The organism is Runella sp. R5_40, assembly GCF_057652295.1.
Window position 1 is genome coordinate 148,401 of the sequence record NZ_JBYFCH010000014.1, and the last position, 16,095, is coordinate 164,495.

The following is a 16,095-nucleotide window of genomic DNA, read 5'->3' on the forward strand; positions in this document are numbered from 1 at the left end:
CGTTTCGATTGGAGTTAGGGAAGTATGATTCATGACATTTTAAAACAGTACTGGAATTACGATTCGTTTCGTCCGCTACAAGAAGATATTATACAAAGTATTATGTCGGGGCGAGACACGCTCGCGTTACTCCCAACGGGCGGGGGAAAGTCGGTGTGTTTTCAAGTCCCTGCGTTGGCGAAAGAGGGTGTTTGTATTGTCGTTACGCCATTGATTGCCCTCATGAAAGACCAAGTGGAGCAACTCAAGCGGCGGCGTATCATGGCAGCAGCCATTTATTCGGGAATGAATTGGCACGAAATCGACATTGTGCTTGATAACTGCATTCACGGAACAACCAAATTCTTGTACGTTTCGCCCGAACGCCTCCGAACCGATATTTTTTTGACGCGGGTCAAGCAAATGAAAATTTCGCTTTTGGCCATCGACGAAGCACACTGTATTTCGCAATGGGGATATGATTTTCGCCCAGCCTATTTACAAATTGCGGCTTTTCGTCAGTTGATTCCTACGGTTCCCCTGATTGCCCTGACCGCTTCCGCCACTGACCCCGTAAAGAAAGACATTTGTGAAAAATTGGAAATGCGCGAACCCGCCGTTTTCCAATCAACCTTTGCGCGAGCCAATTTGTCGTATTCCGCGTTTTTTGAAGAAAACAAAGACGCTCGACTGCTCCGCATTTTACAAAACGTACAGGGAAGTTCTATCATTTATGTTCGTAATCGTCGTCGTACCAAAGAGGTTGCCGATTGGCTTAATCGAAACGGCATTCGGGCTGATTTTTACCATGCGGGTATTCCCAATAAACAACGCAGCGAAAAGCAAGAAGCTTGGATTCGCAACCGTTCGCGGGTGATGGTCGCTACCAATGCTTTTGGTATGGGTATCGACAAGCCCGATGTTCGTTCGGTGATTCACATTGATTTGCCCGACACCCTCGAAGCCTATTACCAAGAAGCGGGACGAGCAGGGCGAGATGGGCAGCGTGCCTACGCTGTGGCCTTGTATTCTCAGCGTGATTTGGACGAATTAGCCCGAAATGTTGACCAAAAATATCCACCTATCGACCTGCTCCGTCGTGTGTATCAGGCGCTTTCCAATTATTATAAAGTCCCCGTGGGAGGGGGCGAATTTGAAACCTTTGATTTTGACTTACAAGACTTTACAGGCACGTTTGGGTTGCCCCTCTCTGAAACCCACTTTGCCATAAAACTCCTTGAGGAAGAAGGTTTTGTGCAACTTAGCGAAGCCTACAATAGCGTTTCTAAAGTTCATATTACGGTCGATAACCGCTCACTGTACGAACTCCAACTCAAGTACCCTCAATACGATAGTTTTATCAAACTGTTGCTGCGTATGTACGGGGGTGAGCTATTTAGCCAGTTTGTCCCCATTTCGGAAACTGCCATTGGGCAAAAACATTACACAATGGAAGCCGATGTGGTCAAACTTCTGCAAGGGCTTCATGACCTTGGCATGATTGTCTATGACAAACAGCGAGTTAAGCCCCAATTTGGCTTTGCCACTCCCCGCTTCGATGCCTTCCAAATGCCCATCAATGCCCTGGCGATTGAAGAAAAACATCAAACTGATTTGCAACGAATTGCGGCCGTAATCAATTATGTAAAACAACAAAATCGTTGTCGAACCCAATTACTCCAAAACTATTTTGGTGAACCAAGCGACGCCGATTGTGGCATTTGCGATAATTGTTTAGCCAAAAAGAAAAAAGCCGCATCTCCCGCCGAACATGCCCCCATTCGGGCCGAAATGCTCCGACTTTTGTCGCTAAGTCCGCTTACTCCCCAGCAATTAGTAGCAGCCTTTGGATTAAAAAACGAACAAGCCGCCATCGCAACGCTGCGGGAACTATTGGAGGACGAAGTCGTTTTGTATGAAAATGAAGGAAGAATACGACTAAAGGAGTCATGAAGCTTTAAAAAACAATAAAACAACGAACACTATCACAATGAACATAGGCGATAAAGTCCGATTAATCCACTCCAAAGAAGAGGGTATCGTTACCCGAATTTTACCCAACAACGTCATCGAAATCGAAATCGAAGACGGGTTTCGTTTGCCCGTTTTAAAGCGTGAATTGGCCGTCGTTTCAGCCGTTGAAGCACAGGCTTTTCGTACGGTAAAACCCCAACCCACGCCAGATAAAGCTACTGATAGCCGCCCCACGGGTATCCGTGCTGAAAAGGGAATTTTTATGGCGTTTGTTCCGCTCAACGACCGCGAAATCGTTCTTCATCTCGTCAACAATACCGATTGGGATTTACCTTATTCGCTCGCTACTCCCACCGAACGCCACCAAAGAGGTATTTCGGGAGGGTATCTCAAGGCCAAAAGCGCCCTTAAAGTCCACGAATTACTGATCAAAGATTTTGAAGACTGGGGCACGTTTGTGTTTCATTGCCTCTATTTCACCGTTGGGTTTTCGCCCGAAAGGGCTCCGCTTACGAAGCGTATTAAGTTTAGGGCCAACACTTTCTTTAAAAACAAACGCAAAGCACCCATCCTTGAAAAGGACGCGTACCTATTTCAGCTCGACGCCGACGAAAAGCTAGACCAGCCGCTCAATGCGCAGGTGTTGAAAGAAAAAATGATGGAGAAAAACGAACCAGAACCTGCTGTTTCTCTGCCCATTGAGCGTCCTTCTTCGGTCGTTGATTTGCACATCGAAAAACTGACGCGTGATTTTTTGGCGTTGAATAACAACGAAATGATTGCAATTCAATTGAAGACATTTGAGCAACAGCTCGAAAAAGCCATCGCCAGCGGAATGGACGAAATTACGTTTATTCACGGCGTTGGAAACGGAGTTTTGCGTACAGAACTCCACCGCCGAATGAGCAAGCACAAAAACGTAAAGTTTTACGAAGACGCTCAAAAAGAGAAGTTTGGCTACGGAGCCACTAAGGTAAAAATCAAGTAAGATAGTACCTTCCCGAAGGTTCAAAACCTTCGGGAAGGTATAACGGACTTTCGGGGAGGTGAAACTTAATTCCGTAAAAAGCCCAAAATAACCATTCCTAAAGCACTGATGGCCAAGCCCAACGACTCACGGGCGAGTTCGATGTTGATGGAACGCATGGCCATTTCTCCCCAAAATACCCCTTCGTACTTAGGTGGCCACTGCTGAAAAGCCGCTAAAAAATAAGCTCCCGCCAAAATAAAAAATACGTAGCGGTTGGGGGCTTTCCCAAAAAATATACTCAAACTAGCCGCGACGGCAATCCCATAAATCGGCATCCACAGCTCAGGGTCGGGGTCGTTGTACTGTACGACCACAAAATAGGTAAACAAAATCGCTAACAACAGCGACACCACTTTCTTTAGGTTCATTTTTATTGGTTAGGTTAAACGTAATATCTACTAATTTTTGGCCAAAAATAGCTAATTTGCCCATTCAACAACACTCTCTAAATTCCAATGAAAACCCTTTCTACTCTTTCGCTCGTACTGATTTCTGTCAGTATTTGGGCTCAAAAACCCTATTACCCCGAACCAAAATGGCCCGAACAAGACACCGCTAACAAATTCTACACCGTCAAAGGAGAACGTCATGGGGTAAGTTTTTTCAAAAAACATTATTTCAAAGACGTCCAGTACACCCCCACCGACAAACTTGCATTTGATGTCTATCACTCCCCCGATGTGATGTATCACTGGTACCGTAAATGGGCCGAGCAATACCCCAATCTCGTTGATTTATACGAAGTTGCGAAAAGCTACGAAGGTCGTCCTATTCTTCAAATGACCCTCACCAACAAAAAAATGGGCAAGCATACCGACAAACCTGCCGCTTACTTTGAAGCAGGCCGCCACAGTGGTGAAGTCACCAGTAGCGAAGCGATTTTATGGCTCACCAAACACCTGCTCGACAACTACGGCAAAGACGCCGCCATTACCAAGCTGATTGATACAAAAACCATTTATTTACGCCCCGAAAATAATCCTGATGGCTCAACCATGTATTTGTTTTCGGCCCAGCGAAATCGTAGTACCGTGCATCCCAAAGACGATGACCGTGATGGTTTGCTCGACGAAGATCCCGAAGAAGACCTCGACGGCGACGGCGTGATTTACCAAATTCGTAAAAAAGCCGTTACCAAAGCTGAAAAAGAAAAGGCAGACTTTATCCTAGACCCCCGCGACCCGCGCTTGATGAAACGCGTTCAAGAAGGAAAAGGAGAATGGCTGGTTTATACCGAAGGCATTGATAACGACGGCGATGGCAAATACAACGAAGACGGAATAGGTGGACTCGACAACCACCGCAACTACCCCGAAAACTGGCGCCCCGACCAAGGTGGCGACCTCACGGGCAGGGGCTATACCCAAGGTGGAGCGGGTGATTATCCGTTGAGCGAGATTGAAACGCGTTCGACGGTATTGTGGTTGCTTCAACACCCCAATATTTCGGTGGTCAATTCGATGGATACGCGTGTGCCCATGCACCTGCGCCCACCGTCAACGTCGAAAAGCGAAGAAAGTATGTTTCCTGCTGACTTGGCTATTTACAAACACATGGATAGCCTTGGGCTTTCGCACACCAACTATCCGTGGGCGGGCGATGTCTATTACACCTATGCCACTCGCAGCAAAACCGACCGCGTGACGGGTGACCCTTCAAAACCCCAACCTCTCTTTGGCCACGGCCCTGATTTTGGGTATTTTTATTACGGTTCCATCTGGTACGGTGATGAGCTTTGGAACGGTGGCGCCATGAAAGATTACGACAAAGATGGCCAATACGACGAATATGACGGCCTCATGTGGGACGATGAAGCCAACAAGAAGAACGGCTTTAAACCTTGGACAAAATTTACGCACCCCGTTTTGGGAGAAGTCGAACTTGGCGGTTTTCACCCCAAGTTTTTTGCCCAAAACGGCCCCGCCTGGAACTTGGAAACCTGGATTTCAAAACAATCCCTTTTCAACTTAGGGATGGCTTTAGAGCTTCCGCAAGTGGAGTTTAAAGATGTTTCGGTGAAAGCTCTTCCAAACAAAGAATACGAAATTCGAGTTAAATGGAGCAATACAGGTAAACTTCCCGTTGCCCTTGAGCAAGCCAAACGCGTTAAAATCGTTCAAGAAGACCGCCTAACCCTTGACATCGACAAAAACCTACTGAAAGGATTTGAAGAAGCAAAAGTGGTGATTACACAACCAACCTTGTTTGATAAAACCATTTTTGCGGGCTATACGGCTCCTAACGAGACGAAAGAAGGCGTTTTTCGTGTAAAACTCAACCAAACGGGAAGCGTTAAAGCAAAAGTTAAGCTGCTTTCGACGCGGGGAGGCTATCAGGAAAAAGAAATTGTGATTGGACAGTAACTTTTAAAAATTTGGCCAATACCTCAACTATCTCAGGTATTGGCCAACATTTACTCCATTAATAACCTATTTATGCGATTTCTACTACTTTTATTGCTTGCAACAACCTCCTATACTCCCCTTTTTTCTCAAATAGAAATACTTACTAACCAGCAAATTAGCACGCTATTCCCGAGTAGTGTTCAAAAAAACTTTGGGATCAACTTTCCTATTTATCGCGCGTACAAATACTCCGACAAAACTGGACAATATTATTGCTTACTGACTGAAAACATTGATAAAATTGCAAACGGAAAAGACACCCTTCATACCAAAATTAAAGCAATTAATTTAAAAGTAGAAAAAGCTTCTTTGGTCAAAGTTTGGGAAATCAATGATTTTGTTCTTGCCAAAGAAAAACAAGAAAGTAACATCTGGTTTTGGACGAAATATTGCAGTTTTAATGATGTAGATAAAGATGGAATACCTGACCCAATCATTGTCTATGGAACGAAAGGGGCTAATGGATACGACGACGGAAGAATCAAATTTATCATTTATTACAAAGACCAAAAATACGCCATTCGACATCAAAATGGAGTCCTTGATTTTGAACGAGAAACCCAAGTGGACAAAGCGTTTTATTCACTTCCTAAAGCAATTCAAGCTTCCATTCAACAAAAGATGGAAGCTATGACCGAAAACAATCAGGCTATTTTTCCAGCTGGATGGCAAACGTCCATGAAACAACAGAAAACAGCATTTAACGAACGCCATTAGTTAATAACCCTAGAATAACATTCTCATGGAAATCAAGCATTTATCAACACAAATTGAGATTGGAAATACGCCTAAATTAGAAGCTACTTACAACCAATTTGATACTTTACTAATTGAGTTAAGAAAGAAAGAAATTCCTTCTCAACTCATCGACCGCATCAATGCTCACGTTGTAGAAATCAACTCGTTTGCTGGCTCGGGAACCGACTTTGGGAAATTCATTAAAATGAAGCAATCAACTATTGTCACCCTTTTGGCAAAAGAGGTAAAAATTGTCCCTAAAAACTACTACCAAACGATTTGGATGAGTATGGGTATGGCGGCTATTGGCCTACCTATTGGAGTAGTGATAGGGGCTGCTACCAAAAACATGGGTTTATTGGGAGTTGGCTTACCCATTGGGCTGGGTTTGGGGGTAGTTGTCGGTCGTAAAATGGACGAAAAAGCGGCCAAAGAAAATCGTCAATTGAATATTGTATTGACTAAAAACTTTTAAACTTTCCAAGTTTGATTATTCCACCGTGGAGTATCCGAACAAATGCAGGATATGGTAACATTCTTTTTAAAACACATAGAAAATAGTAGAATAAACACATAGTCAACATAGACAGTCATTTGTGTGCTATGTGTTTATTCTATGTTGATTTAATCCTTCTGTGGTTTGATAGTTTTCATCTGAATTATATCCACCAAAAAGGCAAATGCCATCGAGAAATAAATATAGCCCTTGGGTATTGTAAAATGAAATCCTTCGGCTAACAATGCCACTCCAATCATCATTAAAAAGCAGAGTGCCAATATCTTGAAAGAAGGGTGCTTTCGGATAAATTCACTAATTGGTTTTGAAGCAACTAGCATAATTACCACCGTAACAATGACCGCTGTGTACATCACCCAAAGTTCTTGAACCATCCCAACGGCCGTAATAATAGAGTCGATAGAAAACACCAAATCCAATACGATAACCTCCGCAAGTAGCTGATTAAATGTACTTTTTTTAGCAGTTGTAGCCCTATCACTTTCATTAGCTTCTGTTTTGTGGTAAATCTCTTTGGTACTTTTATAAAGTAGAAACAAACCTCCCCCAATCAAAATCAGACCTTTCCCTGAAAAAGGAATATCTAGCAGGGTGAATAATGTTTGGTCTAATTTTAAAATCCAGGAAATAAAAGCCAACAAACAAAGACGCATTACCATGGCCAAAGATATCCCCCAAAATCTGAGCTTATTTCTTTGATTCTCTGGCAATTTATCTGCCAAAATGGATATAAAAATAATGTTATCAATGCCAAGAATAACCTCAAGCGCAATGAGCGAAACCAAAGGAATTAGTAAGTCTATCATTTTATTAAAGATTACTTAGTGGTGTGATGTTAAAAAACTTGTTTACTTCCCTATTCCCAATCGGCTAAGGATAAAGGCGTAGTTGAAGGCTTCGTCTTTGAGGTAATCAAAACGCCCCGTCGAACCGCCGTGACCTGAGTCCATGTTGGTTTTGAGAAGGACTACATTCTGGTCAGTTTTGAGCGTCCGTATTTTGGCGACCCATTTGGCAGGTTCGTGAAAACCAACCTGCGAATCATTTAAACCACCCGTGGCCAAAATATTGGGATAATTTCCTTTTTTGAGGTTATCGTAAGGTGAGTACGTCATGATATAATCGTAGTCAGCTTTGATGTTCGGATTGCCCCATTGTTCGTATTCTTGGGTTGTCAGCGGAAGATTAGGGTCGAGCATGGTATTTATCACATCGACAAAAGGCACTTCCGCCACCACTACTTTAAACAAATCAGGGCGTAGGTTGGTCACGGCTCCTACCAACAAGCCCCCCGCACTTCCACCGTTGATGGCCAATTTTTCTGGAGACGTATATTTTTCGTTCACAAGATGCTCGGCACAGGCAATAAAATCGGTAAAGGTGTTCATTTTCTTCTGCAATTTCCCGTCTTCGTACCACTGTTCGCCCAAATCAGACCCGCCACGAATTTGCGCAATGACATAGACAAATCCACGGTTGACCAAGCTAAAGATATTGGCATTAAAACCCGCATCCGACGAATACCCGTACGACCCATACGAATACAAAAGACTCGGATTGGTACCGTCGAGCGTGATTCCTTTTTTATGTACAACAGCCATCGGGACTTTAACACCGTCTTTGGCCGTTGCCCAAAGGCGCTTTACCTCATAGTCGTCGGGATTAAACCCGCTCGGCACTTCACGTTCTTTGAGCTTTGTGCTGCTGTTGGTCACCATGTCGTAGTCGTAGGTCGTAGTGGGGCGGTTGAGCGAAGTATAAGCGTAACGGAATTTCGTCGAAGTAAAATCAGGCGTACCCATCGGATAGGCGGTATAGACAGGTTCGGGAAACGAAATCGTTTTGCTATTCCCCGTTGTCAGTTCCCTCACCTGCATCTCTAGCAACCCATTGATTCGTTTGGTGATAATCATATACTTTTCAAAAATATCTATCCCTTCGATTTTTGCTTTGGGGTCATGTGCAACAATCTCCTTCCACGTACTGCGGTTTTCGTAGCCTTCTTTGGGCAATTCGTATATTTTTTGGTTTTTGTTTTGCGGGTCTTTCCACGACACATAGTAATGCGCGGGGTGATCGGTGATGTTGTATTCAACGTCTTTTTGACGCGGCAAAAACAGCGTAAACTTTCCATTGGGCTGGTCAGCGGGCAGGATTCGGGTATCGCTGCTGGTGAAACTTCCCGACTGAATCGCAATGATACGTTTGGTTTTTGAACGACCTACGTAGCAGTTAAATAGCTCGTCTTTTTCTTCATATACAAGTTCGTCTTTGGCGTTGCTTCCGACTATATGTTTATAAATTTTGTGCGAACGAAGGGCAGCATTTGGCACCGAATAAAACACCGTTTGGTTATCGGCCGCCCACGCAAGGCTACCGCCCATGCGACTGATAACGTCAGGTAGCTCTTTACCCGTTTGCAAATCCCGAAAACGTAGCTCAAACTCAGCATAAGACCCTGTGGTGTTGCTGACATAAGCCGCGATGTTGTTGTTATCGCTTACTTCGTAGCCTCCCATGATGAAAGCTCCTTTTCCTTCGGCCATTTTGTTTTCGTCAAAAATGACTTCCTCAGCAGCGTCAAGGCTGCCTTTTTTGCGGCAATGAACGCTGTATTGTTGACCTTTCCCAACGCGAGAATAGTAATAATACCCATTATCGAACGACGGCACCGACTGGTCTTCCTCTTTGATTCTGCCTTTCATTTCGTCAAAAAGCGTTTTTTGAAGCGCTTTGGTCGAAGCCATCACCGTATCAGCATAGGCATTTTCAGCTTTCAGGTAAGCAATGGTTTCAGGGTTGGTTTTATCCTTTAACCAATAATAATCGTCCACACGCTGATAGCCGTGGTTGGTGAAAGTTTGGGGCTTTTTGGCGGCAACGGGAGCGGCAGGATATTCGGCTTGGGTGAGGACTTTTGTTTGCTCGGGAGTGGTTTTGCACGCTCCCAAAGCCAAACACACCACTAGGGTGCTGGGAATGAGGTTTTTCATCGAAAATGGTTTTAGAATTTGGGGGTAATTTACACAATGAAACCGCTATTTCCCAACGAAAAAAGTGGGACTTATCTCATCCATTCATCTATAAAATAGCGTGATTAGTCTGCACATTGTAGTAAAATAAAAAGACTGAATAAGATATTCCTCAGAAAACTCGTCCTAAATTGTTACATTTCGGGATGTTTTTACAAAGAGCCATCACCTTTATTATTCTCTGTTTGCTGTGGGTTTCGTGCGTTGAAGTCTATGATGTAAACTATCGTTTCAATTCGGAGGTCATCACCGTAGATGGATTCGTAACCAACGGATACGGTCTGACTGTCACCCTGAAAACAGCTCGTTCTGAAAATGCCACCTATTACTCTGTACCGCTGCGAAATTGTGAGGTCGAAGTCAGGGTAGGCGACGGTTCAGTTGTAAAACTAGCCGAATACGAAAGTGGCGTGTATATGGCACCCGCTACTTTTAATGGCCAAGTCGGTCAAACCTACCAATTACATTTCCGAACCCCCACAGGAAAAGTATATGAGTCAGAAAAAGAACAGTTGAGGGCTTCCCCTGAAATTGATAAAATCTACCATAAATACAACCGTGATGGCATCCTAGACCGCACAGGAAAACGAGTTGCTTTTTCTTCGTTAGATGTTTACGTTGATTTTAAAGACCCCGCCAATGAGCGCAACTTCTATTTGTGGCGCTGGACAGACTACGAGGAGCAAGGCTTATGTGCCACTTGCGAAGGCGGAAAACTCGACTCAAAAACGTTCGTGTGTATTCCTGAGCGTAACAGTCGGACGATATACGATTACCGATGTGATGCCCCTTGTTGGGAGATTTTTTACAGCAATGAAATTACCGTCTTTTCAGATATTTATTCCAATGGTCGCCAAGTTCAGGCCCAGCAAGTTGCCAAAATTCCGTTCTATGTAATGGGAGGTGGATTTGCCAATCGGGCAGCGCTGGTCGAAATCCAGCAACTATCCATTTCTCCTAATGCCTACGAATATTACAAACTCCTGCGCGACCAAGCTCAAAACACGGGTAATCTGACCGATACACCACCCTCTGCCATTATCGGTAACGTTAGAAACATAGATGACAGCACCGAAGAAGTAGTTGGCTATTTCGGGACGGCAGGGGTGGCAAAATCCCGTCATTTTATTGATAAACGCCCTTATTCTAACGCCTACAAGTACCTCATGCTTGGGCGAGAACCTTCACTTGAACCCGACACCCCTCCCATGCCTCCTTTGTTTGAGTCTCGCCCTCCTTTAGCGCCCTGTGTGCAAAGTGCTACCCGAACGCCCATTCGTCCCGCAGGATGGCTTTTGTAAAAGTGAGAAAGCAAATACCCCATTTTATTTTAACACCTGAGAAAACACTACAATTGGAATGAAAATAAGGCTACTTCTTTTTCTCTGGCTAATGGCGGGTACGGGGTATATATGGGCCCAACAACGCGTCAAGCACCCACCCACCCGACCGTTTGAACTGAGTGGCATCGTTCGTGATTCGCTAACGGGCGAACTTATCAGCAATGCCGCCATCCGCCTAAATTTTGACAAATCTGGGCTTTATACCGATTCTACGGGCACTTTCACCATCATGCTCAGTAAAGCCGACTACACCGTCGTCATCAGCCGATTAGGATACCGTCCGCACCGCCTAAAACTCACACTTGACCAAAACATCCACTTAGACGTCAAACTTCTCAACGTGGCAAAAGAGCTCGAAGAAGTTGTTATTTCTACCCAAGCCGTGGACGAAAATGTAGCTCGGCCTTTGCTGGGAGTAACGCAGTTGAACATTAAAACCATCAGACGCCTCCCTGCCATTTTGGGAGAAGTCGATGTGCTACGAAGTTTGCAAATGCTCCCTGGGGTCACTTCCGTAGGGGAAGCCTCCAACGGGGTCAATATCCGTGGTGGTGCCGTTGACCAAAACCTAATTTTACTTGACGATGCCCCTATTTTTAACCCAACTCACTTGTTTGGTTTGTTTTCTGTTTTTCCGCCCGATGCCGTTTCTAGCATGGAACTGTACAAAGGTACTGCCCCTGCTCGGTTTGGCGGGCGAGCTGCTTCGGTACTCGATATTTCGATGGCCAACCCATCCTTGGACAAATTTAAACTCCAAGGCGGCATTAGTTTCGTCGCCAACCGTTTGACCGCTGAAATCCCGTTGGTCAAAGAAAAAGTGGGGATATTGATAACGGGTCGCGGGGCATTCAACGATTTTGCGTTTCAGTGGGGGCCTCAAAAATTAAAAAACATTCGGGCGAGTTTTGGAGATGCCGCCGCCAAACTCTTTTGGAGAATCAATGACAAAAACACCTTTTCATTATCCAATTATTACAGCACCGATTTCTTCCAAACCGACCTTCTTGGCGGTATCAATAACATCAACTCCGTTTCTACCCAATACGATTACAACACCCTCAACTTTACCGCTCGCTGGTTTCATGCCTTCCACGACCGTCTCAACGTGCAAACCACAGCCGTTTTTAGCCAATATCGCCCCACCATCCTTTTGCCCGAACTCAACAGCGATAATAAAGTAACGATTGGCTCCGAAATCCTTCAGCGACAGGCCAAAACGAACTTTAACTATACCCCCAACAAAGCCCATAAAATAGAATTTGGGGCAAACATGACCCATTATCAGTTACAACCTGGCACGCTTAACCCTGGCGCCAACGACCGGGTTAACCCTTTGCGCGTTCCCAACGAATATGGGCTGGAATTGGCACTACACGCAGAAGATGAAATCTCAATAAACCGCAAAACAACCGTTTCGGTAGGACTGCGTTATTCGTATTTTATGGCCTTAGGCCCCGCCGCTGTACGTTCGTACGCCGACGGTAGCCCCAAATCCGAAGCCAGCATCATCGACTCTACTTATTACGGAAGCGGCAAACCCCTCCAAACCTACGGAGGTTTTGAGCCACGTGTGGGGCTGCGTTATACCATCGACGAACTGTCGTCGGTCAAATTCGGGTACAACCTCATGCGTCAGTATTTACAAGTGGTTTCCAATACCACCACTCCCCTTCCCACCTCTCGTTGGAAAATGAGTGATGCCCACATTCGGCCGCAAGTGAGTCAGTTGTGGACAGTTGGTTATTTCAAAAACCTTAAAAATAACATCTATGAGTTTTCGCTAGAAGCCTACTACCGCGCCACCCAAAACGTGCTAGACTTCAAACCAGGTGCCGATTTTTTGTTGCAAAACTACATCGAAACCCAAGTATTGCAGGGACGTAGCAAATCGTACGGCTTAGAATTAATGCTCACCAAGAAAAAAGGCGAAATGACGGGTTGGGTCAATTACACGTATTCAAGGGTATTTAATTTGGTGGACGAAGGCCCTCGCTTCACCGAGCGTATCAACGATGGCAAATGGTATCCTGCCAACTTCGACCGTCCTCACAACGTGAACATGTCGCTCAATTTCAGTGAGAACAAATACCACAGCCTTTCGTTGACATTCACCTACGGGACAGGCCGCCCCTACACCATCCCCAACGGCTTTGTGAGTTTCCAAGGGAAAGCCTACCCCTACTATGCCGAACGCAACCAAGGCCGTATCAAAGACTACCACCGACTTGATTTTTCGTGGCAAATCAACAACCCATCGCTCAAAGACAAACGTTGGATTGGCAGCTGGATTTTCACCGTTTATAACCTCTACGGTCGCAAAAACCAGTACTCGGTATTTTTGAAAACCCAAGGAACAGCCTATACCGCCTACCAGCTTCAAATTTTTGCCTCCCCAATTGTATCTTTGGCATACAATTTCAAGTTTATGTAAAAATCAGATACTCACTTATCAATCAACAACCAATGGCCATTGATTATTCAGTAAAAGACGGGGTAGCGATGATTGTGTGGAACATGACAAGCTCGCCCATGAACGTCCTCAACGACGACTCTGTTCCTGCTTTTGGAGAAGCGCTCGAAAAAGCCTTCTCTAACGCTGACGTAAAAGGAATCGTCATTACATCCTCCAAGCCCGAGTTTGTGGCTGGAGCTGACCTAAAAATGATTTTGCGCAATCAAGGAGGCGACCCCGCCGAAATGCTCAAAATCTCCGCAGGACTTAACGAGCTTTTTCGACGCATCGAAACCAACGGCAAACCCGTTGTCGCGGCCATCAATGGCACAGCGCTGGGCGGTGGCTTAGAAATATGTCTGGCTTGCCATTACCGAGTCGCCCTCAACAACCCCAAAACCAAACTGGGGCTTCCCGAAGTAAAAGTTGGACTCCTACCTGGGGCGGGTGGTACGCAACGATTGCCGCGGATGATTGGAATGCAGGCCGCTCTACCATTGATTTTGGAAGGCAAAGAACTCTCCCCTAAAGATGCCTTAGGTATGGGGATTGTCGATGCTGTCGCCGAAACCCGCGAAGAAATGCTCGAAAAGGCTTTTTCGTGGATTGCAGCCAATCCCAAACCGCTAAAACCTTGGGACGAAATCAATAAAAAAACGGGCAAAATTCAGGCCAAAGACAACTACAAAGTCCCCAATGGAGCCGTTCTAAGCCCCGTCGGAATGCAAACCTTTACGGTAGGAACGGCGATGATGATGGACAAATCGAAAGGAAATTACCCTTCGACCCAACACATCATGTCGTGCGTTTACGAAGGATTGTTGGTCAACATCGACCGAGGTATTGCCATTGAAGCCCGTCATTTTGTCAAAGTTGCTACCTCCAAAGAAGCAGGCAACCTGATTCGTACCATGTTCTTGGGCTTAAACGAAGCCAACAAAGGCGCAAGCCGCCCCAAAGACATCGCCAAGACGGAGGTAAAAAAATTGGGTGTTTTGGGGGCGGGCATGATGGGTGCGGGCATTGCCTACGTCAGTGCGCTGGCGGGCATCGAAGTCATTTTAAAAGACGTCAGCCAAGAAGCGGCTGAAAAAGGCAAGGACTACGCGCGTAGTTTGTTAAAAAAAGCCGTAGAACGCGGCAAATTCGACGCATTGAAAGCCGAAGGCGTATTGGACTTAATCAAACCGACAGCCAACGCCGATGATTTGGCGGGTAGTGAGCTAATCATCGAAGCCGTCTTTGAAAACCGCGAGCTAAAAGCCACCGTTACCCAAGAAGCCGAGCCCCAATTAGTCAACAACGGCGTATTTGCCTCCAATACATCCACCTTGCCCATCACGGGCCTTGCCAAAGCCTCAGCGAAACCTGCCAATTTCATTGGCATTCACTTCTTTTCTCCCGTCGATAAAATGATGTTGGTGGAATTGATTGTCGGCAAAGAAACTTCTGACTACGCCTTGGCAGTAGCAATAGATTACACCCGTAAAATCAAAAAAACGCCGATTGTTGTCAACGACTCGCGGGGCTTTTATACGTCGCGCTGTTTTGGCACTTACACTTCCGAAGGAATAGAGCTCCTTAAAGACGGCGTAAACCCTGTGCTCATTGAAAACGCAGGAAAACTGGCAGGAATGCCCGTAGGGCCGTTGGCAGTCTCGGACGAAGTGGCACTTGATTTGGTATATAAAATCGCGGGACAAGCCGTAAAAGACGGCGTACTGGCCGAAACCGACACTAGCTACCAAATTGGGAAACAATTTACTGAAATGGGGCGCTTGGGTAAAAAAGCTAAAGCAGGGTTTTACGAATACCCCGAAGGTGGCCAAAAACACTTATGGGAAGGTTTGGCGGAATTATTTCCCGTCAGGACCCAACAGCCTACGTTGGAAGAAGTAAAAACGCGTTTGTTGTACCGTCAAGCGTTAGAAACGGTGCGGTGCTTTGAGGAGGGAGTGATACGAACGCGCCTTGACGCCGATTTGGGCTCGATTCTCGGCTGGGGTTTCCCTCCTTACGCGGGCGGCACGCTGTCTTTTGTTGACTACGTGGGCATTTCCACCTTCGTATCCGAATGCGACCGTCTTGCCAAAACTTACGGGGAGCGCTTTCGCCCCACCCCCAAATTGCGAGCGATGGCGGCAGCGGGCGAAGGTTTTGTTGAAAAAAAGTAAAAATTTTTTATTTTTTTTCAACACTTATCTTTCTGAAAAGCAGCGTGTTTAGCTCCAAAACGCAGGTTCGACAAAAAATATTTTCAAAAAAAATCAAAAAAAGGCTTGACAAAGGGGTGAAATACCCCTACCTTTGCATTCCCAAAACAACGGGAAATAAGTAAAAAAAATAACACGGTTGCGTAGCTCAATTGGATAGAGCATCTGACTACGGATCAGAAGGTTTGGGGTTCGAATCCCTACGTGACCACAAAAGGCCCCTCAAGACAGCTGTTTTGAGGGGCTTTTTTATTGCTTTTTATCTGATATTGAGGGTTTAAAACGGATCAAGTTCAAAATTTGTGGAGAGCGTTGTATTTTTTTAGGTTTGTGTTTTAATCAAACCTGTCTGTTTTGGAAAGTTTCCTACCTTTAGTAGAGTATCTCTTACCTGATTTTATTCTAACCT

The 16,095-nt window shown here is 45.3% G+C and carries 11 protein-coding genes and 1 tRNA gene; 9 read left to right on the plus strand and 3 right to left on the minus strand.

The window, feature by feature from the left end; all coding sequences use genetic code 11:
• The first annotated feature begins 24 nt into the window (after positions 1–24).
• The gene (locus tag AC23N5_RS21155) at positions 25–1,932 is read left to right on the plus strand and encodes a RecQ family ATP-dependent DNA helicase (protein ID WP_487757147.1); all 1,908 of its coding nucleotides are present in this window, start codon (positions 25–27) and stop codon (positions 1,930–1,932) included.
• Between the two features lie 37 nt (positions 1,933–1,969).
• Entirely contained in the window at positions 1,970–2,941 is a 972-nt protein-coding gene (locus AC23N5_RS21160) for a Smr/MutS family protein (protein ID WP_487757148.1), read from the plus strand.
• Positions 2,942–3,006: 65 nt separating this feature from the next.
• On the opposite strand, the gene AC23N5_RS21165 is transcribed toward AC23N5_RS21160, so the two are convergent.
• A complete protein-coding gene (locus AC23N5_RS21165; protein WP_183977979.1) occupies positions 3,007–3,351 on the minus strand; it encodes a transmembrane 220 family protein in 345 nt (114 codons plus the stop codon).
• Between the two features lie 87 nt (positions 3,352–3,438).
• Here AC23N5_RS21165 and AC23N5_RS21170 point away from each other — a divergent pair, with 87 nt between their 5' ends.
• From AC23N5_RS21170 to AC23N5_RS21180, 3 genes are all read left to right on the plus strand, one after another.
• A complete protein-coding gene (locus AC23N5_RS21170) occupies positions 3,439–5,346 on the plus strand; it encodes a M14 family metallopeptidase (protein ID WP_487757149.1) in 1,908 nt (635 codons plus the stop codon).
• 72 nt (positions 5,347–5,418) lie between these two features.
• Positions 5,419–6,105: a M949_RS01915 family surface polysaccharide biosynthesis protein gene (locus tag AC23N5_RS21175; protein ID WP_487757150.1), complete on the plus strand. Its 687-nt coding sequence runs from the start codon at positions 5,419–5,421 to the stop codon at positions 6,103–6,105.
• Between the two features lie 25 nt (positions 6,106–6,130).
• The gene (locus AC23N5_RS21180; RefSeq protein ID WP_487757151.1) at positions 6,131–6,601 is read left to right on the plus strand and encodes a hypothetical protein; all 471 of its coding nucleotides are present in this window, start codon (positions 6,131–6,133) and stop codon (positions 6,599–6,601) included.
• A 149-nt stretch (positions 6,602–6,750) separates the two neighbouring features.
• Here AC23N5_RS21180 and AC23N5_RS21185 read toward each other — a convergent pair whose 3' ends face one another.
• On the minus strand, positions 6,751–7,428 hold the full coding sequence (locus AC23N5_RS21185; protein ID WP_487757152.1) for a TerC family protein: 678 nt from the start codon (positions 7,426–7,428) through the stop codon (positions 6,751–6,753).
• Between the two features lie 63 nt (positions 7,429–7,491).
• Positions 7,492–9,636, minus strand: a complete 2,145-nt coding sequence (locus tag AC23N5_RS21190; protein WP_487757153.1) for a S9 family peptidase — start codon at positions 9,634–9,636, stop codon at positions 7,492–7,494.
• A 185-nt stretch (positions 9,637–9,821) separates the two neighbouring features.
• Here AC23N5_RS21190 and AC23N5_RS21195 point away from each other — a divergent pair, with 185 nt between their 5' ends.
• The 4 genes from AC23N5_RS21195 to AC23N5_RS21210 all read left to right on the plus strand — a co-directional run bounded on the left by AC23N5_RS21195 (position 9,822) and on the right by AC23N5_RS21210 (position 15,897).
• Entirely contained in the window at positions 9,822–10,976 is a 1,155-nt protein-coding gene (locus AC23N5_RS21195; RefSeq protein WP_487757154.1) for a DUF4249 domain-containing protein, read from the plus strand.
• A gap of 58 nt (positions 10,977–11,034) precedes the next feature.
• Entirely contained in the window at positions 11,035–13,452 is a 2,418-nt protein-coding gene (locus AC23N5_RS21200) for a TonB-dependent receptor (protein WP_487757155.1), read from the plus strand.
• Positions 13,453–13,484: 32 nt separating this feature from the next.
• Entirely contained in the window at positions 13,485–15,647 is a 2,163-nt protein-coding gene (locus AC23N5_RS21205; protein WP_487757156.1) for a 3-hydroxyacyl-CoA dehydrogenase NAD-binding domain-containing protein, read from the plus strand.
• Positions 15,648–15,823: 176 nt separating this feature from the next.
• Positions 15,824–15,897, plus strand: a tRNA-Arg gene (locus tag AC23N5_RS21210).
• The last annotated feature ends 198 nt before the right edge of the window (positions 15,898–16,095 follow it).